Raw genomic sequence first — 21,942 nt, forward strand, 5'->3', positions numbered from 1 at the left:
CAGCTCATCCGTTAGAAAGCAGTACCTGGCCCGTTCCCCAGCGGGCTTTTTTTTGCCTGTCATAAAACCTTTTCTAAAAACGCTGTCCAACCGTCGCCTAATGCGAGGTTGTACCCGTGCGTGTCTGGACTTTGTCTCCTCAAAAGCATTCAATCTCGCCCCTTTCGGTTACCCCTTTTTTTGAGGTTCTTTTCATGCGTTTAACACTGCCTGCTTTGGTTCTGGGGCTTTTGGTTGCTCAAGGTGCGATGGCTGCGAGTGATGGCACTGCCGCCATCGGTGGTGGTTTGGGTGGCGCGCTGGGTAATGTGGTCGGCCAGAGCATGGGCGGCAGCACCGGTGCAGCGATTGGTGCGGGTGTAGCGGGCGCGGCCGGCAGTGCTGTTGCAGCACGCAAAGGCAGCCGTACTAAAGCCGCCATTGGTGGTGGTATCGGCGCGGCTGGCGGCTCGGTGATCGGCAATAGCCTGGGCGGCAAGACCGGTTCCACCATTGGCGCAGGCTTGGGCGGCGCATTGGGCGGCGGCGTGGGCAGCAACCTGGCCAAAGGTCACAAGCGTCACTGATCCTGATCGATCAGCTCAAAAGCCCGGCTTGATGCCGGGCTTTTTGTATCTGGATGTTTCTTCTTTCGCGCTCTTCGAATTTATAGCTGTCCAACGATCAGCGCTGGTGTGATGAAAAAGCTAGACTCACGCCATCCGTAACGCGTTCTCTTACCCCCGATACGGAATTTAGAGGTTCATATCATGCGTTTGACATTGTCCACGTTGGTTCTGGGACTTTTGGTCGCTCAAGGTGCAATGGCCGCCGGTGACGGCACCGCTGCAGTTGGCGGTGGTATTGGCGGTGCGCTAGGCAACGTGGTCGGCCAGCAAATGGGCGGCAGCACGGGCGCTGCGGTTGGCGCCGGTTTAGGCGGCGCGGCAGGTAGCGCGGTCGGCGCGAACAAAGGCAGTCGCACAGAAGCGGCTATTGGTGGTGGTTTGGGGTCGGCCGGTGGCTCGGTGATCGGCAATAGCCTGGGTGGCAAGACCGGTTCGACCATTGGCGCAGGCCTTGGCGGCGCGGCCGGTGGTGCGGTAGGCAACAACTTGGGTAACGATAGCGGCAGTTCGCACTCCGGTAGCGGCTACAACCATAAGTATAAAAACAAGCACAAGAACAAACATCACTGATTCGACATCGACCTACATCAGAAACCCGGCCCCGCGCCGGGTTTTTCATTTCTGGAGTAGGACTCTGGAACGTTTGGTCGTGGGCCACCTCGAACTTCATACACCCCAGAATGTTAAGAGGCATGCCATGACTCCTGAAACCGAAGGCAAGGAAGAAAAAGGCCCGAGCGGGCTTCCGTTCATTAACGATCCAGGAAACGAAGATCCAGGCTCACTGATGGATGACGCAACAGTGCCGCTCAATGATTCCGATGAGGCGGGCGACGTCGGAAATATCGAGTTCGAAGACGAGGAAGAGGAAGAGGAAGAGGACGAAGATTGAGCCTGCTGTGCGACGGATTTGACCGATCGTCTCTCTGATCGAACGCAATGCAGGGCACAAACCTCAATACTTCAGGGCCTGCTTTTCAGGCCCCACGAGAGGTGCCTTATGAACACTGATCCGAAAGACTCCGACTTCGACGATACCCCCGAATATCCGCTGCCTTCACCGACCGATCCCCTGAGTCGTGATCAACGTCCGCCTGATGACGACACCGCTGTAGAGCAGTTGCCGTCTGATGAAGTGAAGCGTGGGGATGTGGAAGCTCTCCCTGACGACCCGGACATTGCCGGTGAAGAAGGCTCAAACGAACCGAGCTGAACATACGCTGTGGCGTAGCGCCACTCGTCGAATGTGCGGCACCTTTAAAAAGCGATGACTGCCAGAAATCAGGTACGCACCTTTTAAAGGAGATACACCATGATCAGGTCAAAATTGACGGCCCTGACGGTGATCGGCGTGTTGTCGGTCGGCTCAATGTCGGCGTTTGCCGAGTCCTCCGGCAACGATGCACCTGTGGATAAGGGCGGGATGCCGCCGTACTCCGAAATGAATGCGGGCTCCTCGGACGGGAATGCATTGCCGCCTGGCACCATTGAGAGTGGAAATGGTGGTGATGCAAATGGAAGTAGCACCAGCCCGGAGGCGGGAAGTGGGGCGATGAGTGGTGGAGGTTCGATGGGGAGTGGTTCTGGGAGTGGGTCTGGAGGATCCGGTAGTTCCGGGATGAGTGGAAGCGGGAGGGGTGGGAGTTCTGGGACTGCGGGAGGAGGTACGGGTGGTGCTGGTGGGAGTACGAGTGGTTCGGGTAGTTAAGTCCGAAGTCCACCGGAAGATTAGCCCAGTTAGAACTGGGCTTTTTCCAGATACTTTATCTTTACCCTAGCTACTCGTCGGAGATATCAGATTCAACCCATCGCATGAAAAACTCTTCCTGAACCTCAGGTTCGTTTGTCAGATTGTTTTCCTCATAATCAAAGATACTTACTAAATCGCTTCTAAATGCTTGTTTTCCAAGTGTTAGTTCATATGCTTTTACACCTAATGACATCTGTGAGGACATAGTAGAGGGGTGTACGTTTATTTTTGCTCCTTTACACAAAAAAGTTACGTCACGATGGTCTTCCCTGACATGACCTAGGCATTTGTAAAAATCGTCGCCAAAGTACGAATTTCGATAACCATCTTCCATAACAAAAGTGATGCTTAGATTTTCGGAGTCACAGAGAAGCTCAGCGGATTGACGCTTGCCATTTTTGATTATCAAAATCTTTACGCTGTCCACATTCTATTTCCTGTTGGGATTTAAGGTGGTGTGACCAGATGGGCGACCGTTAGCACCAATAGGGGTTGCGCCTAAAATATCTTCTCTTTTGACTCCGCCTTGAATTGCTAACTCTCGCTCGCTACCAAACTTATATTTTTTTCCAAGCTCCGACGCCAGATCTCGCCCAGGTATCATCCGTATGGTGTACAAAAAACCGCTTCTCATGTTGAATCTTGTCGCGAAATCGATTCCAACCTCTCTTACTGGGGTAGTGCTTACAAAATTGCTCGGAGGCTTATTGCTATCTAGGGAATGGAGCAGCAAGTCATTGCTGTCGCCCTTGGTTTTAAATCCTTGTTCAAATATCTCATCTGGGTGACGATGGTCTCCCCGATATAAATATAATTTCTCTGGATATGATGGGAGTTGAGCTTGCCCCTCATCAACCTTAATCTTCCAAGTCGGATCCTCATCCCCAAACGCCGGCCGCTTACACCCATCCCCCCCAGGACACTCACTCAACCCCAGCGGATCAACCCACCCCGCAGGATTCCGCGTGTACTGATACCCGTTTAACCCGCCCGCCAACTTGCTCGGATCCGGTGTCAGATACCGTCCAACATCCGGATTGTAGTAGCGATGCCGGTTGTAATGCAGGCCAGTCTCCGCATCGAAGTACTGCCCCTGAAACCTCAATGGCTGATCAAGCACCTGATGGGTGTCGCGGTTGAGGCGAGTCAGGCGGCCATAGGCTGTGTATCGGGCAGCCCAGATGATGTCGCCGCTGTAGTCGGTGAGTTCTTGCGGCGTACCCAGGTGATCGAGCTGATAGTAAAACGGGCAGGCCTTGCGTGGGCCTTTGCCGTCGAGCATGGCCAGTGGGCGGAAGCTGCCCGGTTTGTAGACGTAGCTGCGGTAGTGCTCGCGGCTGCTTTCGGCGATGAGGTGGTCGCCTTGCCAGAAGAACTCGGTGGTTTTGCCGTCGACGGTTTTGCTGATGCGGCGGCCGAAGGCGTCGTAGCGGTAGCTGGCGCTGCGGCCGTCCGGGGTCGTGACGCCGATGAGGCGGTGCTGGCAGTCGTAGTGGTACTCGGTGATCAGTTTTTGCCCGGTGCCGCGGCGTTCGCGGATCAGGTTGCCGAAGGCGTCGTAGTCGTAGTGGCGGTCGCCTTGCATGAGCAGGCGATTACCCAGCACCTTCGCGGCGCCGGCGCGGTCCTGCATCAGCAAGTTGCCCGCCGGGTCGTGGGCGAAGCTTTCCGGTTGTTGATCGCGGGTGTGACGGACGCGGATCAGGCGGTTGAGCGGGTCGTATTGGTAATTGCGTTGGCCGTGACGGGTGTCGGCGATGCTGTCGAGATTGCCGTTGGCGCTGTAGGCATAGTCGCGGCGATACAGCGGTTGTTGCTGTTGGCTGACAGCGTGGGCTTTCAGACGGCCCTGATCGTCATACTGATAATCACTGAGCAACAGGCCTTGTTGGCGATTTAGTTCGCGCCCGGCGAAGAACGTATGCGATGTCAGTCGCGCGCCGTTGAGGTCGATCGCCGTCAGCGCGCCGCCCTTGGCGTGCTGGTAATCGAGTTTGCTGCCGTCCGGCAGGCGCAGGCGATTGAGCTGGCCGCAGGCGTCGTAGCCATAACGCAACGTGCCCCAGCCCTGATGCTCGGTGATCAGCCGATCCTGCGGGTCGTATTCGAACTCCAGCGGATGGTCATGGCCGTCGTCGACGCCGATCAGTCGGCCGAGGCTGTCGTAGCGGTATTCAACCTGGATGCCGTCGGGCAGCGTCTTGACCAACAGGCGTCCGGCCGAGTCCCGCTCATACGCCGTCACCAGCTGCGAGCCGTCCTCGCCAAACTCGGTTTTCACCAGCAGCTGGCCATTGAGGTCGTAGGCATACGCCGTGCGTTGGCCGTCGAATCCGGTTTCCTGTCGGATCAAGCCATTGGCCGTGTAGTCCAGCAGGTATTTTTCGCCGGATTCGTTTTCGATTTCCGTGAGCAACAGCTGCGCGTTGTCGTAGCGGTACTTCAGCTGGGTGCCGTCGGGATTGAGGCGGCGGCTGACCAGGTGCAGGTCGTCGACGTATTCGTAGCGGGTGACGCGACCCAGTTCATCGCGTTCGGCGGTGATCTTGCCGTAGGCGTTGTAGCTAAACGCGCGGCTGGCGCCGGTAGGAAGCGTGGTCTGGATCAGTCGGCCAACGGCATCCCATTGGTACTGGGTAACGGCACCGTGTTCGTCCTGACGGGTAATCTGCCGCCCCAATGCATCGTAGGAAAACCGCCGCTGGCCACCGTCCGGCAAGGTCTCTTCGAGCAGTTGCCCCAAGGCGTTCCAGACGAACACATGCCGGCTGGTGTCCGGGGAACGGATCGACAGCAGTTGCCCTTTGTCGTCGTAGTGATAGTGGGTGACCTGACCGTCGGGATCGGTCGCTTCGGTGACGTCGCCTTGCGCATTGCGTTGATATTTCCACACCGCTTGGCCGTGGTACCGCGCATGCAGGAAACCGTTGCGATACGCGTAGGCCGTCGGTTCGTCGTCCGGCGGAATCAGCGCGATAAGGCGTCCGACTTCGTCGTAACGGTATTCGGTGACGGCGCCGAGCGGATCCTGCTCGGCCAGCAACCGACCGTGGTCGTCGTAGGCCTTGAGGTGTTCGCCGCCGTCCAGTTCGACCTTGCGCACCAGCCGCGCCCGGTCGTCGTGCTCGTAAATCTCTTCGCTACCGTCGGCGTTCTTGACCAGCACACTGCCGTTGTCGTCCCAGACATAACGCGTGTCCATCTGCGCAAACGACGCCCAATGCCGCGCGCACCGGGCCGCCTTGCCGGCACGCTCCCACTCCCAGAAGAAACTCGCCCCACCGGTCAGTTGCCGCTGCAGGATGACGTGCTGATCGTCGTAGTCGTAGCGCTCGCTTTCGCCGGCGGCATTGGTCGCCTCGATCAAGCGATGACGAGCGTCGTAGCGGTAGGCAACCAGAGTTTGTTCAGTACGCCAAGCGTCTTCCAGGGTGTCGGCCGGCTGAAAACGCTGATACTCGACGGCGATCATGTGCCGGCGCTCATAGCGCAACAGAAGGGAACGCCCTGCGCCGTTGTCGAGGCGCTTGATCCTGTCAGAAATGTCCCGCTGCACCGTCAGCTGATTGCCGTAGGCATCGCTGATCGCTGTCAGACGTCCTGAACGAAAGTGGAAAAACCGCGCTTTTTCTCCAGCCAGGGCGAGGATCAGTTCTTCGGGTTCATCGCCCAGATAAATTGCCGCCCGCGACAGGCTGTTGTGGATCGCCGGGCGTTCGCTGGTTGGCAACGGGAAGGTGGTGCGACGGTTTTCGTGGTCAATCCAGATGACGGTGTCGCCATCGATTTCCAGTCGATGAGACAGCGAATGGCTCCAGCCGAAGCCGAGGCCGTCATCGATTTCAGCGGCACTGGTGCGATAGAGCCGGGTGAAGTCGAACGGCAAAATCCCGTCCAGCGCACCGTCGGTGAGGGTCAGCAGTTCCTCGCCCGTGACCATCGATACCGGGCAGCCATGGGTACAGGTCAACGGTCCGCAATCGGCGCTGTCACCGTTGGGGTTTTTCGCTTGATCCGGGGCATCGTCGCGATGTTCCTGCCTGCCCATCCTGGTCATGGCTTCAGACTTGTCGCGAGCAATGGCCAGCGGATTCTTCACCGATAGAACCGGCGCAACACCCGTGGTGATTTGCAGCGACACGGCGGGCGCAGGATTGATCGGTGCCTTCCGGGCATTGACCATCAGCGGTTTGAGCACGCCAGCGTGGGCTGTCAGGTCGGACTTGGCGGTGAGCCCAGCCAATCGCAAACTGGCGGCCGCCAGCCATTGGCGGGTCTGCGGGGACTTGATCCTGGACAGCACCTTCTCACTCAGGCGCAACTCCAGTCCTGCAGGACCGGTAAGGCACATGAGCAGGAAACTGATCAATATCTGCGTACGAATTTCCGCCACGACCTCGGCGATGTACTGCGGCGGCAGCATCCTCAGCCAGCTGGTGAACGCCGCGATATGAATGAACATCAACGGCTCGTCGCTCAGCATCAGCAACACGTTGGCGATGGACTCCGCCGAAGCATTCAGCAGCGTTTCAAGCTCGGATCGGGTCAGGTATTCAAGGAGTTTTTCGCTGTTGGCCTGCAGGTCAGCGATCAGGGCGTAAATCTGTTTCACGTCATCCCACAAACCGTTCAGCGAGTTCTCGAAGCCGCGCCAGTCGGCCTGTTGCAGCATGCCGTAGCGCTTGATGAAACCGGCCTGGGAGAACCCGGCCCACGCCGGTTCGAACTCGGTCGTCCACTCGTTGCGCAACCAACCTTCCAGCTCGCCGATGACGCCCTGATAGGAGGCGTAAAGTGCTTTGACGTGATCAGCGGATACATCGGGAAAGAAGGTGATGCGATAACGCTGGCCGCGCGGGCAATCGGGGATTTCCTGGATGCCGCTGGGGCCGATCTCGTCGTAGATCGGCTCGCCAAATGTCTGCTCACCCGCCACGTCGGAAAGCAAAGGTTCAAGCATCACCGGCGTATTGCCGATCGGTACGAAGCGCGCAGCCTCAAACATATGCACCAGGGTCAACGGACCGTTGGCCGGGCATGCGGCGACTGTCGAGCTGACTGGCGTGGTGGAATGCTTCGGCGCGCTTAGACGGACTTCGTTGCCGACCTTGAATACTTGCTCGACATCCAGGGCCTTGCCGGTCCAGAAACTTTCAGCCCAGGCGTCGTAGTCGTTCAGGCACAGTCGAAAATCACTCAATACCGTTTCGACATTCGGCTGCTCAGGGTCCATGGCGGCGACCACCAGCAGCCCGATGGTGTTGTTCAAGGCCAGGAGGTTGTCAGGTATGAACATTCGCAGTCCCTCGCGCGGATCAATTCAGAGCGCGAGACTTTGCGGGGGATCGGCGGGAAAAGAAGTCGGGAAAGTAAGTGTTTGGTGTAGGGGAAATCGCTAAATGACGAAGAGCATGTCGGCGCAGGTTTTACTATCGATCAGGCATTGGCCGTTGCCCTATGCCCGCCGCGCTCGCTATGCTGCTGAATCCTTTAATCGATCGCGGACCCGGCCGTACCTGAGCCGCCTCTGGGATGTCATTAGAAAACGGATCAGATGCGATGAATGCACCGCTGAATGAATTCGGCCCGATCAAGGCCGTGATTTTTGATATGGACGGCTTGTTACTGGATACCGAGGGCATTTACACCGAAGTCACGTCCATTATTGCCGCGCGTTACGGTCGGGTCTTCGACTGGAGCGTCAAGCAGAACATCATCGGTCGTGGCGCGGGTGATCTGGCGCGTTATGTGGTCGAGGCGCTGGACCTGCCGATTACTGCCGAAGAGTTCCTGGTGATCCGCGAACCGCTGATGCGCGAGCGTTTTCCTACGGCGCTGGCAATGCCTGGCGCGCAGGAGCTGGTTCGGCACTTGAAGGCCAACAACATTCCGATCGCGGTGGGCACCAGCTCTTCGCGTCAGTCGTTCGGACAGAAAACCACCTTGCACCGCGATTGGTTTGCGCTGTTCGATTTCATCGTGACGGCTGACGATCCGGAAGTCGGCGCGGCTAAACCGGCGCCAGACATCTTCCTCACGGCGGCGCGGCGCCTGGGTGTCGCGCCCGGCGATTGCCTGGTGTTCGAGGATTCGCCGTTCGGTGTCACGGCGGCGAAAGCGGCAGGAATGACCGCGATTGCGATCCCGGATGCGGCGATGGCTGACGAGAAATACGCACACGCCGACGGCATCCTTCGTACGCTGAAAGCGTTCGAACCAAGCGCTTGCGGTTTGCCGGCGCTCGACTGGGCTTGATGCAGAAAGTGTGGGAGCGGCGGTGCGACGATTCGACTTGCTCGCGAAGAGGGAGTATCAGCCAACATTAATGTCGGCTGACACAACGCCTTCGCGAGCAAGTCGAATCGTCGCACCGCCGCTCCCACATTTTTTAGATTGCGTTTAAGTCATCAGGCGCCGAAACCACCGTCGATGGTCAGGCTGGCACCAGTGATGTAGCCAGCTTCGGGACCGACGAGGTAGGCGACGAAGCTGGCGATTTCTTCCGCTTTGCCGTAACGACCCACCGCCATCAACGGGATCAGGCTTTCGGCGAAGTCACCACTGGCCGGGTTCATGTCAGTGTCGACCGGGCCCGGTTGCACGTTGTTGATGGTGATGCCGCGCGGGCCGAGGTCGCGCGCCAGGCCTTTGGTCAGACCGACCAGCGCGGACTTGCTCATGGCGTACGGGCCACCACCGGCGAAGGGCATGCGGTCGGCGTTGGTGCTGCCGATGTTGATGATGCGACCGCCTTCGGTCATGTGTTTGGCCGCTTCCTGGGTGGCGATGAACACGCTGCGTACGTTGATGGCCAGAGTCTGGTCGAAGTCTTCGAGTTTAAAATCCTCCAGCGGTGCGATGGCCAGAACGCCTGCGTTGTTGACCAGAATGTCCAGGCGACCAAAGGCTTTTACGGTGGCGGTCACGGCGTTGCGAATGGCTTCGGCGTCGGCGCTGTCAGCCTTGATGGCGAGGGCTTTGCCGCCGTTACCGGTGATGCTGTTTTGCAATTCTTCGGCTTTGGCCGTGGAGCTGACGTAGGTGAAGGCGACTGTCGCGCCTTCAGCGGCCAGGCGTTTGACAATGGCGGCGCCGATACCGCGGGATCCGCCCTGAATCAAAGCCACTTTGCCGCTGAGGTTCTGAGTAGTCATATCGATCTCCAAAGTCCCGAGGCGAGATGCCTGGGTTGATGGAGCCTAGTATCGATTCAGGATTACCGGCTGTGTAGACAGTAATTGCGATAGTCTGTGTAAACCAAAAGTTTATAGTGACGCTTATGGAAACCTTCAGCAGTATCGAATGCTTCGTGCGCAGTGCCGAGGTCGGCAGCTTCGCCGAAGCCGCGCGCCGCCTGAGCCTGACCCCGGCGGCGGTGGGCAAGAGCGTCGCCAAGCTTGAGGCGCGACTGGGTGTGCGGCTGTTTCAGCGCAGCACTCGCAGCCTGACGCTCACCGAAGCGGGTCATCGGTTTCTCGGCGAAGTGAGTTCCAGTCTTCACACGATCCAGAATGCCGTGGCCAATCTGGCCAGCGCCGAGGGGCTGCCGGCGGGGACGTTGAAGGTCAGCATGGGCACGGTGTTTGGGCGGTTGTATGTCGTTCCGTTGCTTGGGGAGTTTCTGCGGCGTTTTCCGGCGATCAACCCGGACTGGCATTTCGATAACCGTCAGGTCGATCTGATCGCTCAGGGTTTCGATGCGGCGATTGGTGGCGGATTCGAGCTGCCGCAGGGGGTGGTGGCGCGCAAGCTGACACCGGCCCATCGGGTGTTGGTCGCGTCAGCCGATTATCTTGCAGGGCGTGAGGTGATTACCGAGCCCGATGATCTCAAACATCACGATGGCATCCTGATTCGATCACCGCAGACAGGTCGTGTGCGTTCCTGGCAATTGACCAGTCATACCCAGCAACACAGCCCGCTGACGCTCAAGGCGCGGATGACCATGAGCGATTCGGAGGCGGCCTGCGCCACGGCCGTCCAAGGGTTGGGCATTGCGCTGGTGAGCATGCCGTTTGCCGTGGGCTACCTGGAGGCTGGGACCTTGCAGCGGGTGCTGCCGGACTGGTTTGTCGACGACGGCAACATTTCCATTTATTACGCTGAACACAAACTGCTGCCGGGCAAGACCCGGGCGTTTGTGGATTTCATCATTGAGCAGTTTGCGGAGCAGGGGTTGGGGCAGCGGTTTAGTGCGCTCTGAGTAAGGCTCAAAACCGAGGTGTTGCCATCGCGAGCAGGCTCGCTCCCACAGGGGATTTGTGAACGACACAGATCAAATGTGGGAGCGAGCCGGCTCCGGGCGGCGTTCCGACGATGAACGATGACGCGGTCTACCTTCCAAACCGCCCGGGCCAGCCAATAATTTTCTTCGGCCGCGGTGTCGCATAAGTCCGCACTTTGGACGTCGATAATCCCAATCGCACCAACGACTCGGCAATCGTCACCGCCGCCGTCACACCATCCACCACCGGCACGCCAGTGCGCTGACGAATCTGTTCATCCAGCCCGGCCATGCCGCCGCAGCCCAGGCAAATCACCTCGGCCTTGTCTTCAAGCACGGCCAGTTCCGCCTGACGAATAATGGCCTCCAGCGCACGCTCAGGATCGGACTCCAGGTCCAGCACCGCCAAACCACTGGCCCGCACCGATGCGCAACGGTCCCAGAGGCCGGACAGTTTGAGGCGATCCTCGATCAGCGGCACGGTGCGGTCCAGCGTGGTGACCACCGAGTAGGCATGGCCGAGAAACATGGCAGTGCTGGCCGCCGCATCGGTGATGTCCACCACCGGCACGTTGAGCAACTCCTGCAAACCCTCGCGGCCGTGTTCGCCGTAACCGGCCTGGATCACGGCGTCGAAGGGTTGGTCGTAAGCCATCACCCGATCCATCACCGCGATGGCGGCCAGATAACTTTCGAAATTGCCTTCGATGGAGTCAGCACCGAAGTAGGGCGTCAGGCCGATGATTTCCGTGCCCGGCGCGGCCACGGACTGAGCCGAACGCGCGATGGCCTGGGTGATGGATTCGGTGGTGTTGACGTTGACCACGAGAATTCGCATGGAAAGTCCTTATAACGGGTGGTTCTGCGGCCCGACGGTGCCGGGCCGCCAAGGGATTAATGGCTGACGTTATCGACGGCGATGGCTTCACCGCTGACGTCTGCGTAATGGGGCTGCCGTTTGGCGATGATCAGGTAGAGCATCCCGGCAATCCCGGCGCCAATCAGCCAGGAGAAGGGCGATACGCTGTCGAAGCCCGGTACCAGCGCCAGGACAATGGCGATCAGCGCGGCAGGAATAAACGCCGCGACGGCGCGTAAATTGACTCCGCGGCTGTAGTAATAAGCGCCGTTGGGGTCTTCGCTGTACAACTGCGGTACGTTGACCTGACCTTTTCGTACAAGCCAGTAGTCGACCATGATCACGCCGTACAACGGACCGAGCAGGGCGCCGAGGCCGGACAGGAAATACACGATCACCAGCGGGCTGTTGTAGAGGTTCCACGGCAGGATCAGCACCGCGATGGTCGCGCTGATCAGCCCGGCGCGGCGGAATGTCAGGTATTTGGGCGCCAGGTTGCTCAGCACGAAGGCCGGGGCGACGAAGTTGGCCATGATGTTCACCGCCACGGTGACGATCAGGAACGCCAGGCAGCCGAGCACCAGGAAGAAGGTGTTGGGAATCGAGGCGATGATCTCGGTCGGGCTTTCGATGATCCGTCCATTGATCTGAAATTGCGCGCCGCAGAGCAGGACGGTGATGCTGGCGAACACCAGAATATTCACCGGCAGGCCCCAGAAATTGCCGACCTTGATGGTCTTGCGGCACGGCGAAGAACGGGCGAAATCGCAGAAATTGAGGATCAGCGTGCCGTAGATCGACAGCCACAACGCGCCACCGGCAAAGATGTTGCGCCACATCTCGCCGCCGGTCAGTGGTTCGCGGATCGACCAGGCGATGGTCGCATTGGCCTGAAAGTACATCCACGCGGCGAGGGCGGCGACGGTCAGCAGAATCACCGGCCCGGCGAACGCTTCGTAGCGCCGTACCATTTCCATGCCATAGGCGAGAATCGCCAGTTGCACGAACCAGATCGCTACAAAGCACACCCAGCCCAGGCTCGATAAACCGAGGATCGAGTTGTGGTCGTAGTCGGCGAAGCCTGGATGAACCGCGGTCAGCAGTACCCGAAAGACCACCGAGGCCAGGTACGTCTGAATCCCGAACCAGGCAATGGCGATAACGGCACGGATCAATGCAGGAATCTGCGCCCCGTGAATGCCGAAACTGATCCGGCTGATGACAGGAAACGGCACGCCGGTCTTTTGTCCCATGTAGCCGGAGAGGTTCATGAAGCAATACACCAGCGCCGCGCCGATCCCCAGGGACAGCAGGATTTGCCAGCCGCCCAGTCCGAGGGCATACAGCCCGATGGCGAATGAGTAATTGGCGATGTTGTGAACGTCGTTGGTCCACAGGGCGAAGATGCTGTAGCGGCCCCAACGTCGACCTTCGGCCTTGGTCGGCGCCAGGTCCTTGTTGTGCAGGCGAGGGCTGAGTACGAGGGGTTCTTGAAACGTTTGGTCGTGAGGGGTTGAAGTGGGTGGGAAGGAGGGCAGATCCAGCGCGATGTTGTTAGTGGAGTGGCTAGTACGCATTCCGGCAGGCTCCGAGCTTGGCGTCGCGATGACTGTGCATGAGCGTTGGCTCGACAAATCTTCGTCGCGGGCAGTCAGCATCATTGGTTACGGGGCATCTGCAGCCTGTACGGGATAGGGCGCTTCAGGCTTGCGGATCTAAAGTGTGTGTATGTTTTTAGTATTATTGTATACAAAACATGTATGCACTTAAGCCAGATCCATGCCAGTCAGCGATCTATGAATTTAGTTGCTAATTTCGTTTTGTTATCAATGAGCGATAAGTGACTGAAATAAAGGCGATATAAATTGACTGTTTGAACAGGTATTTATTTTTCAGCGGGATTTGTAGGAAAGGTCGACTGAGGAAGTCAAGGCAGGAACGTGTAACTTTTTGGGGCGCTGAAATGAAAAGTGCACACATAAATGGCACCTATGGTGACACTCCTGTGTACACATTTCTAAGGCCAGTCACGACCCCTGTAGGAGCTGAGCTTGCTCGCGATAGCGGACTGACATTCAACCTCTATTTTGACTGTTAGACCGCTATCGCGAGCAAGCTCAGCTCCTACAGGGAGTTGCAAAGGCGGGAGGTTATTCCTTGGATTTGCTGATGATATTGCCCGCATGCAGCCCGCATTCTTTCTGCGTCGCTTCTTCCCACCACCAACGACCTTCGCGCTCGTGCTGGTTCGGCAACACCGGACGAGTGCAAGGTTCGCAGCCGATGCTGATGAACCCGCGTTCGTGCAGGCTGTTGTACGGCAGCTCCAGCATGCGGATGTAGCCCCAGATCTCTTCACTGGTCATTTGTGCCAGCGGGTTGAATTTGTACAGGGTGCGTTCCGGGGTGGAGAACGCGGTGTCGATTTCCAGCACCGCGACGGCGCTGCGAGTGCCAGGGCTCTGATCCCGACGCTGGCCGGTGGCCCAGGCCTTCACTCCCGAGAGCTTGCGACGCAGTGGCTCGATCTTGCGGATGCCGCAGCATTCGCCATGGCCGTCCTTGTAGAAACTGAACAGGCCTTTTTCCTTCACGAAAGGTTCGAGCTTGGTGTAGTCCGGCGACACCAGTTCGATGTCGATCTTGTAGTGTTCGCGCACCTGATCGATGAAGCGGTAGGTCTCGGGGTGCAAGCGGCCAGTGTCGAGGCTGAACACTTTGACGTTCTTGTTCAGCTTCCAGGCCATGTCTACCAGCACCACGTCTTCGGCACCGCTGAAAGATATCCACAGGTCATCGCCAAACTCGGCGAACGCGAGTTTCAGGATGTCCTGGGCGGATTTGTTGGCATAGGTCGTGGCGAGTTCCACGACGTCGAACGTTGGGCTCATCAGGGCGGCTTCCTACAGGTCGGTGGCGCTGGGCGCTCTATATGGCCCTGATGGTAACAAAAACCTACGGCACCTGGCGCGCCCTCTGCGTTGCGCAGGCTTGCCTGAGTCGCTAGAGTTCGGCAGTCCTTTTGCTCGCTCGACTCAATAATCAATACAAATGGGAGTGTCTTGTGGAAATTGCCTGTCTGGATCTTGAAGGTGTACTGGTCCCGGAAATCTGGATCGCCTTCGCCGAAAAAACCGGGATCGAGTCTCTGAGGGCTACCACCCGGGACATCCCCGACTACGACGTGCTGATGAAGCAGCGTCTGCGGATTCTCGACGAGCACGGCTTGAAACTCACCGACATCCAGGAAGTGATCGCCACGCTCCAGCCGCTGGACGGCGCCATCGAGTTCGTCAGCTGGCTGCGTGAGCGCTTTCAGGTGGTGATTCTGTCGGACACGTTCTACGAGTTCTCCCAGCCGTTGATGCGTCAACTGGGCTTCCCGACCTTGCTCTGCCATCGTCTGATTACTGACGATTCCGGTCGGGTGACGAGCTATCAATTGCGTCAGAAAGATCCCAAGCGTCAGTCGGTTTTGGCGTTCAAGAGCCTTTACTACCGAGTGATCGCGGCGGGGGATTCCTACAACGACACCACGATGTTGGGTGAGGCGGATGCGGGGATTCTGTTCCATGCGCCGGACAATGTGATACGCGAGTTTCCGCAATTCCCGGCGGTGCACAGCTTTGAGGAGCTGAAGCAGGAATTCATCAAGGCTTCGAACCGGGCCTTGAGTTTGTAACTACCGTAGTTGACGGTGATCGTTCCCACGCTCCGCGTGGGAATGCAGCCCGGGACGCTCCGCGTCCCAAAGCGGACGCGGAGCGTCCATTGAGGCATTCCCACGCAGAGCGTGGGAACGATCAAGTGTGGTGTCAAAGGTTTTGCAGAGTATCGAGCAACACCTTCACCTTGGTAATCGATTCCTGATACTCGGCCTGCCACTCCGAGTCCGCGACGATCCCGCCACCGCCCCAGCAACACACCTGCCCATCTTTCACCAACAAGCTGCGAATCGCGATCGAACTGTCCATCTCGCCACGCACGTCCAGATACAGCAAAGACCCGCAGTACAACCCGCGCCGGGTCGGTTCCAGCTCGTCAATAATCTGCATCGCACGAATTTTTGGTGCACCGGTAATCGAGCCGCCAGGGAAGCTGCCAGCGATCAGGTCCAGGGCGTCCCGGTCATCCGCCAGTTCTCCGGTCACGCTGCTCACCAGGTGATGCACGTTCGGGTAGCTTTCCAGGCTGAACAACTCCGGCACCCGCACCGACCCGATACGGCAAGTACGGCCGAGGTCATTGCGCAGCAGGTCGACGATCATCAGGTTTTCCGCGCGGTCCTTGGGGCTGGCCAGCAGTTCGGCGGCGTTTGCCGCATCTTCGGCAGCGGTCAGTCCGCGAGGGCGGGTGCCTTTGATCGGGCGGGTTTCCACATGGCGTTCGCTGACTTTGACGAAGCGTTCTGGTGACAGGCTCAACACTGCACCGCCGTCGGGCAGGCTCTGAAAACCGGAAAACGGCGTCGGGCACGCCGACCGTAGCGCGCAATACGCGGTCCATGGATCGCCCTGGCACTGAGCCCGGAAACGCTGGGCGAAATTGACCTGGTAACAGTCGCCGGCCTGAATGTACTGCTGAATGCGTTCCAGAGCGTGGCGATATTCGTCAGCGCTCAGGTCGGCTTTCATCGGGGCTTTCAACTTGAAAGGCTCGACTGCTTCAGCTGTAGGCTCACTGAATAGCGTGATCAGACGCTGACGTTCGCTGTCGATCAGCGACGGGTGGAAGACCAGCTGACTTGTACTCAGTTGGTGATCGCTGATCAGTGCCCAGTCATACAGCCCGAAACGTGCGTCGGGCAATTGCAGATCGTCCTGCGCCTGACTCGGCAGGTTTTCCAGATGCCGACCGAAGTCGTAGCTCAGGTAACCGATGAGGCCGCCAGCGAAGGGCAAATCGTAAGGAACAGCCGCTTCACCGAGTCGTTTCAGATTGTCGCGAAGGCGTTGCAGGAAATCGCTGCCACTTTCGTCAGGCAATACTGCTATTTGCTCCAGCGGCCAGGCACTGAGCAGGTCATAACGTCCACGCTCGGCACTCGGCCGACCACTGTCGAGCAGCACGGCACCGGGGGCATGACGAATCGCCGCGAAGTACTCGGCGGGGTTGGCGCAATAGGGGAGCGGGTGTACGGAACAGGTCAACATGGGCGGGGCAGATCAGCCATCGAGGCGGGGGTGGCGATTGTAGTCTTCTCGGGGAATTGCTCCTAGAGGGGATGTCGGGGAATGGCAGGTTGGTGGGGGATTGAAGATTTGTGTCGGGCTCAAGAACCACCCCTCACCCCAGCCCTCTCCCCAATGGGGAGAGGGGGAAAGGGAGCAGATCTTCAAGCTTTTCAGGATCTAAGTTCGACTCGGACTTTCAGGTCGATGTAGCTCCAAGAGCGCCTCGGTCAGTCCCTTCTACCTCTGGGCGGTCCGACGTTTCGGGAGGGTTAGGGTGAGGGGACGATTTCAGCCCTCAACCGCCGGAATATGCCCAAACATCTCCTGAACAAACTCAACTCGTTCCCGCACCGTCTCAACAACCCCACGAGCCTTCAACTCCTCCAGCCGCGCTTCAACCGCGTGGGTGCGCAACGTCAGCCCGCAATCATTGGCAATCTGAATGTTCAGCCCAGGCCGTGCGTTGAGCTCAAGAATCAGCGGCCCTTTTTCCTGGTCCAGCACCATGTCGACACCGATGTAACCCAGCCCGCACAGCTCATAGCAGCCGGCGGCAAGTTTCATGAAACCGTCCCAGTAGGGCAGTTGCACGCCGTCCACCGCGTTGGTGGTGTCTGGGTGTTTGTTGATGATGTTGTTCAGCCAGGTGCCGCGCAACGTCTGCCCGGTCGCGAGGTCGACACCGACGCCGATGGCGCCCTGGTGCAGGTTGGCCTTGCCGCCGGACTGGCGCGTCGGCAAGCGCAGCATGGCCATCACCGGGTAACCCATGAGTACGATGATGCGGATGTCCGGCACGCCTTCATAGCTGATGCTTTTGAAAATCTGATCCGGGATCACCCGGTATTCGATCAGCGCGCGGTCGCGGTGCCCGCCCAGGGAATACAGGCCGGTGAGGATGCTCGAGATATGGTGCTCGAGTTCCTCATGGTCCATGATCTTGCCGGAGACTGTGCGATAGCGCCCCTCGAACCGGTCGGCAACCACAATGATGCCGTCACCGCCCGCGCCCTGGGCCGGTTTGATCACGAAGTCGTTGCGCCCGCCGATGATCTCGCCGAGGTTGTCGATTTCTTTTTCGGTAGAGATCACGCCGTACAGTTCCGGCACATGAATGCCGGCGGCGATGGCGCGTTCCTTGGTGATGATCTTGTCATCGACGATCGGGTACAGACTGCGCTTGTTGTACTTGAGCACGTAGTCCGCGTTACGCCGATTGATCCCCATGATGCCCCGGGCTTCCAGGGCCTTCCAGGTTTTCCAGAAGCCGAACATCAGGCGTCAGCCTTCTTCAGGAAGGCCTTGAAACGCACCAGTTCGGTCAGGCGGTAGCCGCGATAGCGACCCATGGCCAACATGAACCCCACCAGGATCAACAGTGTCGCCGGGAAGGTGAACACGAAGTAAACCAGCTCCGGAACGCTCATGATCAGGTGTGCCAGCGACGCCGCGAACAGCGTACCGATCGCCACTTTCATGGCGTGGCCGGAACCGCGTTCTTCCCAGGTAATCGACAGGCGTTCGATGGTCATGGTCAGAATCACCATCGGGAACAGCGCCACCGACAACCCGCGTTCCAGACCGAGTTTATGGCTGAAGAGGCTGATCGCCGCAATCAGCACCACCACGAAAGTCAGCACCACCGACAGCCTCGGCAGCATTTGCAGCTTCAAGTGTTCAAGGTAGGAGCGCAGCGTCAGGCCCAGCGCCGTGATGATCGTAAACAGCACAATACCGAAGCCGAGCTGGGTTTCCCTGAACGCCAGGGCGATCAGCACCGGGGTAAAGGTGCCGAGGGTCTGAATGCCGATCAGGTTGCGCAGGATCAAAATCACCAGCACACCGATCGGGATCATCACCATGATCATGAAGGTCTGCTGGGTTTCCAGCGGCAGGCCGTACAGCGAGTATTCGAGGAAGTTGGCGTCGGTGTTTTCGTCGGTCAGCTTGGCCAGGCGAATCGCGTTCATTTCGCTGTTGTTCAGGCTGAAGGTCACGTTGGCCTTCTTGCCGCCATCGACGGTGATCAGGTTGTCGTCGCCGGTCCACCACAACAGGCGATCGGTCGGCAGGCCCTGTTCACCGGTTTCCGGGTTGAAGTACAGCCAGTCGGTGCCGTTGAAACTGCGCAACCACAGTTCCGGTGTTTGCGGTTGGTCGGCCACCAGACGAATGGTGTGGACCTTTTCTACTGGCACGTGCGCGATGGACAGCACCAGCTCGACGATTTTCGCCTTGTGCCCGGGGGACGGATCGCCGCCCAGCAACAGCTTCACATTGTCGTCGTTGAGATTGTTGACACGCTTGATGGCTTCGCCGATGAAGGTTTCGACGTCGGCCGAGTGTTGGCGGATCGGTGCGAGCAGGGCTTCGGCGGCGATTTTTTCCGCACCTTCGACGGCGATGCTGTCACGGAAGGTCGGCCCTTTGACCTTGGATTTTTCACCGGTATAGCGCTTGGTCAGCACCAGGCGGTAATAAAGCGTTTGATTGCCCTTGGCCCGACGTGCCGACCAGGTGACTTTGCGGTTGCCGTCGGCACGGTTCACGGCCACGCCGTAGTTATTGGAAATGAAGCTCTCGTTGAGGCTGACGTAATCGCGGCTCAGCGGCGGCACGAACATCTGGATCTTGACCGGGTCTTTGGTGCTGGCGACGAACTCGACTTTGGCGTCGATGTTCCACAGGTCGTCGGTAGCGTCTTCGGTCACGGGGATGCCGAGCACGAAGATCTGATAGGCCGTGACTGAAATACCCAGCACCACCAGGATGGCGATCAGGAATTTCAGGTGAAGGGTAAGAGAGCGCATTGGAATTACTCTGCGGTATGAGCGTCGGTGGCGCAGGCGGGTTTGCCAGCAGCGTATTTAAGACTGGGGTCGACCAGCGCATCGAAGCGTTTCAGCGCTTCGGAGCCGATCAGGAGCGGGTATTGGAAGGCGCTGCGGTCGGTCAAGTTCACTTCGATACTGCGTAAAGCCGAACCCATGCAGATATTCAGCTCGATCACCGGACGGGCGGTGTACTTCTTGCCTTCTTCCGGGTCGTAGTCGCCGGCCCTGCGCTTGATCTTGCTGACGCGGGCCAGTGGCCGTTCGATCGGATGCGAATGCGCAGCGTCGATGGCCAGATAGAAGCGCACCCAGGATTCGCCATTGCGTTTGAAACGTTTGATGTCACGGGCACTCAGGGAAGCGGTTTTCGCCCCGGTGTCGAGTTTGGCGGCGACTTCCAGGTTGATGCCGTCCAGGGAGGCGTACTCGTTGAGGCCGTAGACAGTCTTTTCCCCCGCCGCGGCGAAACCGGGCAGACAAAGAAGATAAAGGAAGGTGGGGAAGGGCTTGAGTCTCATAAATCCTGGTGCGCAGCGGTCCGTACTTCTATTCAAGACCCTGGCATCGCTGCGCAAGCTCCCTCGTATGCCTATCAACTGTTTATGACAGGCAGTGCAGATGTCACAAACAAATGCGGCCGGCATTCTAGCACGGTGGTTTTATGGCGCCAGCGCTGGCGGGCGGCTATAAACCGCTGTGCTGCTTTGTTATGGTGCGGCCGGTTATTAGACGATTGTCGACAATACCGATTTTCTCTTTGACTATTCGGCCTGTATTCGCTAGGTTTTGCGGCATCCGCTTACAAGGTGTCGACAATATGCTGGATCAACTCGATCCCCCGGTCATTGCCCAAGACGATTCAGAGACACTTTCCGAGAACGTCTTCCGGCGCATTCAGGCGGCCATCGTCAAGGGCGAGATCGCCCCGGGCAGCAAGATCTCCGAGCCGGAACTGGCGCGCACCTATGGCATCAGCCGCGGGCCGTTGCGTGAGGCGATCCACCGTCTGGAAGGCCAGCGCCTGCTGGTTCGAGTGCCGCACGTCGGGGCGCGGGTGGTTTCGTTGAGCCATGCCGAATTGCTGGAACTCTACGAAATCCGCGAATCCCTCGAAGGCATGGCCTGCCGTCTGGCGGCCGAGCGCATGACGCTCGAAGAAATCGACGAACTGCGCCGGGTCCTCGAAACCCATGAGCGCGATGCGGCGTTTCAGGCCGGTGTCGGCTACTACCAGCAGGAAGGCGATTTCGACTTCCATTACCGAATTATCCAGGGCAGCGGCAACCGCACCCTGACGCAGATGCTCTGCGGCGAGCTCTATCAACTGGTGCGCATGTACCGCATCCAGTTTTCCACCACGCCCAATCGTCCGCGTCAGGCCTTTGCCGAACACCACCGAATTCTCGACGCCATCGCCGACCGTGACGGTGAGCTGGCCGAGTTGTTGATGCGCCGCCACATCGGCGCCTCCAAACGCAATATCGCTCGTCATTACCAGGACGGCGCCAACCAGACAGCCACTGAACGAGGTGAGTCATGAGTTCCAACAAGAGCACTCCAGGCCAGCGATTCCGCGATGCGGTCGCCAGCGAACATCCGCTGCAAGTGGTCGGCGCGATCAACGCCAATCACGCGCTGCTGGCCAAGCGCGCCGGTTTCAAGGCTATTTATCTGTCGGGTGGCGGGGTGGCTGCCGGCTCCCTCGGCGTGCCGGACCTGGGCATCACCGGCCTGGATGACGTGTTGACCGACGTGCGCCGCATCACTGACGTTTGCGACCTGCCGCTGTTGGTGGACGTGGACACCGGTTTCGGCTCCTCGGCGTTCAACGTTGCGCGCACCGTCAAGTCGATGATCAAGTTCGGCGCGGCGGCGATTCACATCGAAGATCAGGTGGGCGCCAAGCGCTGCGGTCATCGTCCTAATAAAGAGATCGTGTCCCTGCAGGAAATGGTCGATCGCATCAAGGCAGCTGTTGATGCGCGCACCGATGACAGCTTCGTGATCATGGCCCGTACCGACGCCCTCGCAGTGGAAGGTCTGGAGTCCGCTTTGGATCGCGCCGCCGCGTGCATCGAGGCCGGCGCCGACATGATTTTCCCGGAAGCCATCACAGAACTGGACATGTACAAGCTGTTCGCCAGCCGCGTGAAAGCGCCGATCCTGGCCAACATCACCGAATTCGGCGCGACGCCGCTGTACACCACCGAGCAACTCGCCGCTGCCGATGTGTCGCTGGTGCTGTACCCGCTGTCGGCGTTCCGCGCGATGAACAAAGCCGCCGAAAACGTCTACACCGCGATCCGCCGCGACGGCACGCAACAGAATGTGATCGACACCATGCAGACGCGCATGGAGCTTTACGATCGCATCGACTACCACACCTTCGAGCAGAAGCTCGATGCGTTGTTTGCCGCGAAGAAGTAATTGTAGGAGCGAGCCTGCTCGCGATGGACGCCAACGATAACGCGGTGTCCTTGATGCACCGAGGTG

The 21,942-nt window shown here is 58.8% G+C and carries 19 protein-coding genes; 9 read left to right on the forward strand and 10 right to left on the reverse strand.

Going from position 1 to position 21,942, the window contains the following annotated elements; translation table 11 throughout:
* Window positions 1-194 precede the first annotated feature (194 nt).
* The 4 genes from IB252_RS04375 (at window position 195) to IB252_RS04390 (ending at window position 1,821) form a co-directional block, all read left to right on the forward strand.
* Entirely contained in the window at window positions 195-566 is a 372-nt protein-coding gene (locus tag IB252_RS04375; protein WP_192407020.1) for a bacteriocin, read from the forward strand.
* Window positions 567-749: 183 nt separating this feature from the next.
* A complete protein-coding gene (locus IB252_RS04380; RefSeq protein WP_192407022.1) occupies window positions 750-1,178 on the forward strand; it encodes a glycine zipper domain-containing protein in 429 nt (142 codons plus the stop codon).
* Window positions 1,179-1,305: 127 nt separating this feature from the next.
* Window positions 1,306-1,500 (forward strand): hypothetical protein, encoded by a 195-nt coding sequence (locus IB252_RS04385; RefSeq protein ID WP_192407024.1) that lies wholly within the window; start codon window positions 1,306-1,308, stop codon window positions 1,498-1,500.
* 108 nt (window positions 1,501-1,608) lie between these two features.
* Window positions 1,609-1,821 carry a hypothetical protein gene (locus IB252_RS04390; RefSeq protein WP_192407026.1) on the forward strand — a complete coding sequence of 71 codons (213 nt, stop codon included), beginning with the start codon at window positions 1,609-1,611 and terminating at the stop codon, window positions 1,819-1,821.
* A gap of 565 nt (window positions 1,822-2,386) precedes the next feature.
* On the opposite strand, the gene IB252_RS04395 is transcribed toward IB252_RS04390, so the two are convergent.
* Window positions 2,387-2,785, reverse strand: a complete 399-nt coding sequence (locus IB252_RS04395; protein WP_192407027.1) for a hypothetical protein — start codon at window positions 2,783-2,785, stop codon at window positions 2,387-2,389.
* 3 nt (window positions 2,786-2,788) lie between these two features.
* Window positions 2,789-7,654: an RHS repeat-associated core domain-containing protein gene (locus IB252_RS04400; protein ID WP_192407029.1), complete on the reverse strand. Its 4,866-nt coding sequence runs from the start codon at window positions 7,652-7,654 to the stop codon at window positions 2,789-2,791.
* A gap of 263 nt (window positions 7,655-7,917) precedes the next feature.
* Between IB252_RS04400 and IB252_RS04405 the strand changes: the two genes are divergently transcribed.
* Entirely contained in the window at window positions 7,918-8,613 is a 696-nt protein-coding gene (locus IB252_RS04405) for an HAD-IA family hydrolase (RefSeq protein WP_192407031.1), read from the forward strand.
* 152 nt (window positions 8,614-8,765) lie between these two features.
* On the opposite strand, the gene IB252_RS04410 is transcribed toward IB252_RS04405, so the two are convergent.
* A complete protein-coding gene (locus IB252_RS04410) occupies window positions 8,766-9,512 on the reverse strand; it encodes a 3-oxoacyl-ACP reductase family protein (protein ID WP_192407033.1) in 747 nt (248 codons plus the stop codon).
* Between the two features lie 125 nt (window positions 9,513-9,637).
* Between IB252_RS04410 and IB252_RS04415 the strand changes: the two genes are divergently transcribed.
* Window positions 9,638-10,561: a LysR family transcriptional regulator gene (locus IB252_RS04415; protein ID WP_192407036.1), complete on the forward strand. Its 924-nt coding sequence runs from the start codon at window positions 9,638-9,640 to the stop codon at window positions 10,559-10,561.
* 130 nt (window positions 10,562-10,691) lie between these two features.
* Here IB252_RS04415 and IB252_RS04420 read toward each other — a convergent pair whose 3' ends face one another.
* The 3 genes from IB252_RS04420 to IB252_RS04430 all read right to left on the reverse strand — a co-directional run bounded on the left by IB252_RS04420 (window position 10,692) and on the right by IB252_RS04430 (window position 14,332).
* On the reverse strand, window positions 10,692-11,420 hold the full coding sequence (locus IB252_RS04420) for an aspartate/glutamate racemase family protein (protein WP_192407037.1): 729 nt from the start codon (window positions 11,418-11,420) through the stop codon (window positions 10,692-10,694).
* A 56-nt stretch (window positions 11,421-11,476) separates the two neighbouring features.
* Window positions 11,477-13,018, reverse strand: coding sequence for an NCS1 family nucleobase:cation symporter-1 (locus IB252_RS04425; RefSeq protein WP_192407039.1), 1,542 nt, complete (start codon window positions 13,016-13,018; stop codon window positions 11,477-11,479).
* 573 nt (window positions 13,019-13,591) lie between these two features.
* Window positions 13,592-14,332, reverse strand: a complete 741-nt coding sequence (locus IB252_RS04430) for a phosphoadenylyl-sulfate reductase (protein WP_192407042.1) — start codon at window positions 14,330-14,332, stop codon at window positions 13,592-13,594.
* Between the two features lie 173 nt (window positions 14,333-14,505).
* Between IB252_RS04430 and thrH the strand changes: the two genes are divergently transcribed.
* On the forward strand, window positions 14,506-15,123 hold the full coding sequence (gene thrH, locus IB252_RS04435) for a bifunctional phosphoserine phosphatase/homoserine phosphotransferase ThrH (protein ID WP_192407043.1): 618 nt from the start codon (window positions 14,506-14,508) through the stop codon (window positions 15,121-15,123).
* Between the two features lie 133 nt (window positions 15,124-15,256).
* Here the strand turns inward: thrH and pabB are convergent, their stop codons facing one another.
* The 4 genes from pabB to IB252_RS04455 form a co-directional block, all read right to left on the reverse strand.
* The gene (gene pabB / locus IB252_RS04440) at window positions 15,257-16,594 is read right to left on the reverse strand and encodes an aminodeoxychorismate synthase component I (protein ID WP_192407046.1); all 1,338 of its coding nucleotides are present in this window, start codon (window positions 16,592-16,594) and stop codon (window positions 15,257-15,259) included.
* Window positions 16,595-16,903: 309 nt separating this feature from the next.
* Window positions 16,904-17,890, reverse strand: a complete 987-nt coding sequence (locus IB252_RS04445; protein WP_192407048.1) for an alpha-L-glutamate ligase-like protein — start codon at window positions 17,888-17,890, stop codon at window positions 16,904-16,906.
* Entirely contained in the window at window positions 17,890-19,425 is a 1,536-nt protein-coding gene (locus tag IB252_RS04450; protein WP_192407050.1) for an inactive transglutaminase family protein, read from the reverse strand. The genes IB252_RS04445 and IB252_RS04450 overlap by 1 nt, the downstream gene beginning before the upstream one ends.
* A 5-nt stretch (window positions 19,426-19,430) precedes the next feature.
* Window positions 19,431-19,967 carry an ATP-dependent zinc protease gene (locus IB252_RS04455; RefSeq protein ID WP_074874996.1) on the reverse strand — a complete coding sequence of 179 codons (537 nt, stop codon included), beginning with the start codon at window positions 19,965-19,967 and terminating at the stop codon, window positions 19,431-19,433.
* A 302-nt stretch (window positions 19,968-20,269) separates the two neighbouring features.
* Between IB252_RS04455 and IB252_RS04460 the strand changes: the two genes are divergently transcribed.
* Both IB252_RS04460 and prpB read left to right on the forward strand, forming a co-directional pair.
* Window positions 20,270-20,989 (forward strand): GntR family transcriptional regulator, encoded by a 720-nt coding sequence (locus IB252_RS04460; RefSeq protein ID WP_177327884.1) that lies wholly within the window; start codon window positions 20,270-20,272, stop codon window positions 20,987-20,989.
* Window positions 20,986-21,876 (forward strand): methylisocitrate lyase, encoded by an 891-nt coding sequence (gene prpB / locus IB252_RS04465; protein ID WP_008146328.1) that lies wholly within the window; start codon window positions 20,986-20,988, stop codon window positions 21,874-21,876. Before IB252_RS04460 ends, prpB begins: the two co-directional genes overlap by 4 nt.
* Window positions 21,877-21,942: the final 66 nt, after the last annotated feature.

Origin of the sequence: Pseudomonas sp. PDM10 (assembly GCF_014852295.1) — a bacterium.
GTDB lineage: Bacteria > Pseudomonadota > Gammaproteobacteria > Pseudomonadales > Pseudomonadaceae > Aquipseudomonas.

Coding starts and splice junctions, on each gene's coding strand:
- IB252_RS04375 (WP_192407020.1), top strand. CDS start 195: ATGCGTTTAACACTGCCTGCTTTGGTTCTGGGGCTTTTGGTTGCTCAA.
- IB252_RS04380 (WP_192407022.1), top strand. CDS start 750: ATGCGTTTGACATTGTCCACGTTGGTTCTGGGACTTTTGGTCGCTCAA.
- IB252_RS04385 (WP_192407024.1), top strand. CDS start 1,306: ATGACTCCTGAAACCGAAGGCAAGGAAGAAAAAGGCCCGAGCGGGCTT.
- IB252_RS04390 (WP_192407026.1), top strand. CDS start 1,609: ATGAACACTGATCCGAAAGACTCCGACTTCGACGATACCCCCGAATAT.
- IB252_RS04400 (WP_192407029.1), bottom strand. CDS start 7,654: ATGTTCATACCTGACAACCTCCTGGCCTTGAACAACACCATCGGGCTG.
- IB252_RS04405 (WP_192407031.1), top strand. CDS start 7,918: ATGAATGCACCGCTGAATGAATTCGGCCCGATCAAGGCCGTGATTTTT.
- IB252_RS04410 (WP_192407033.1), bottom strand. CDS start 9,512: ATGACTACTCAGAACCTCAGCGGCAAAGTGGCTTTGATTCAGGGCGGA.
- IB252_RS04415 (WP_192407036.1), top strand. CDS start 9,638: ATGGAAACCTTCAGCAGTATCGAATGCTTCGTGCGCAGTGCCGAGGTC.
- IB252_RS04420 (WP_192407037.1), bottom strand. CDS start 11,420: ATGCGAATTCTCGTGGTCAACGTCAACACCACCGAATCCATCACCCAG.
- IB252_RS04425 (WP_192407039.1), bottom strand. CDS start 13,018: ATGCGTACTAGCCACTCCACTAACAACATCGCGCTGGATCTGCCCTCC.
- IB252_RS04430 (WP_192407042.1), bottom strand. CDS start 14,332: ATGAGCCCAACGTTCGACGTCGTGGAACTCGCCACGACCTATGCCAAC.
- pabB (WP_192407046.1), bottom strand. CDS start 16,594: ATGTTGACCTGTTCCGTACACCCGCTCCCCTATTGCGCCAACCCCGCC.
- IB252_RS04445 (WP_192407048.1), bottom strand. CDS start 17,890: ATGTTCGGCTTCTGGAAAACCTGGAAGGCCCTGGAAGCCCGGGGCATC.
- IB252_RS04450 (WP_192407050.1), bottom strand. CDS start 19,425: ATGCGCTCTCTTACCCTTCACCTGAAATTCCTGATCGCCATCCTGGTG.
- IB252_RS04455 (WP_074874996.1), bottom strand. CDS start 19,967: ATGAGACTCAAGCCCTTCCCCACCTTCCTTTATCTTCTTTGTCTGCCC.
- prpB (WP_008146328.1), top strand. CDS start 20,986: ATGAGTTCCAACAAGAGCACTCCAGGCCAGCGATTCCGCGATGCGGTC.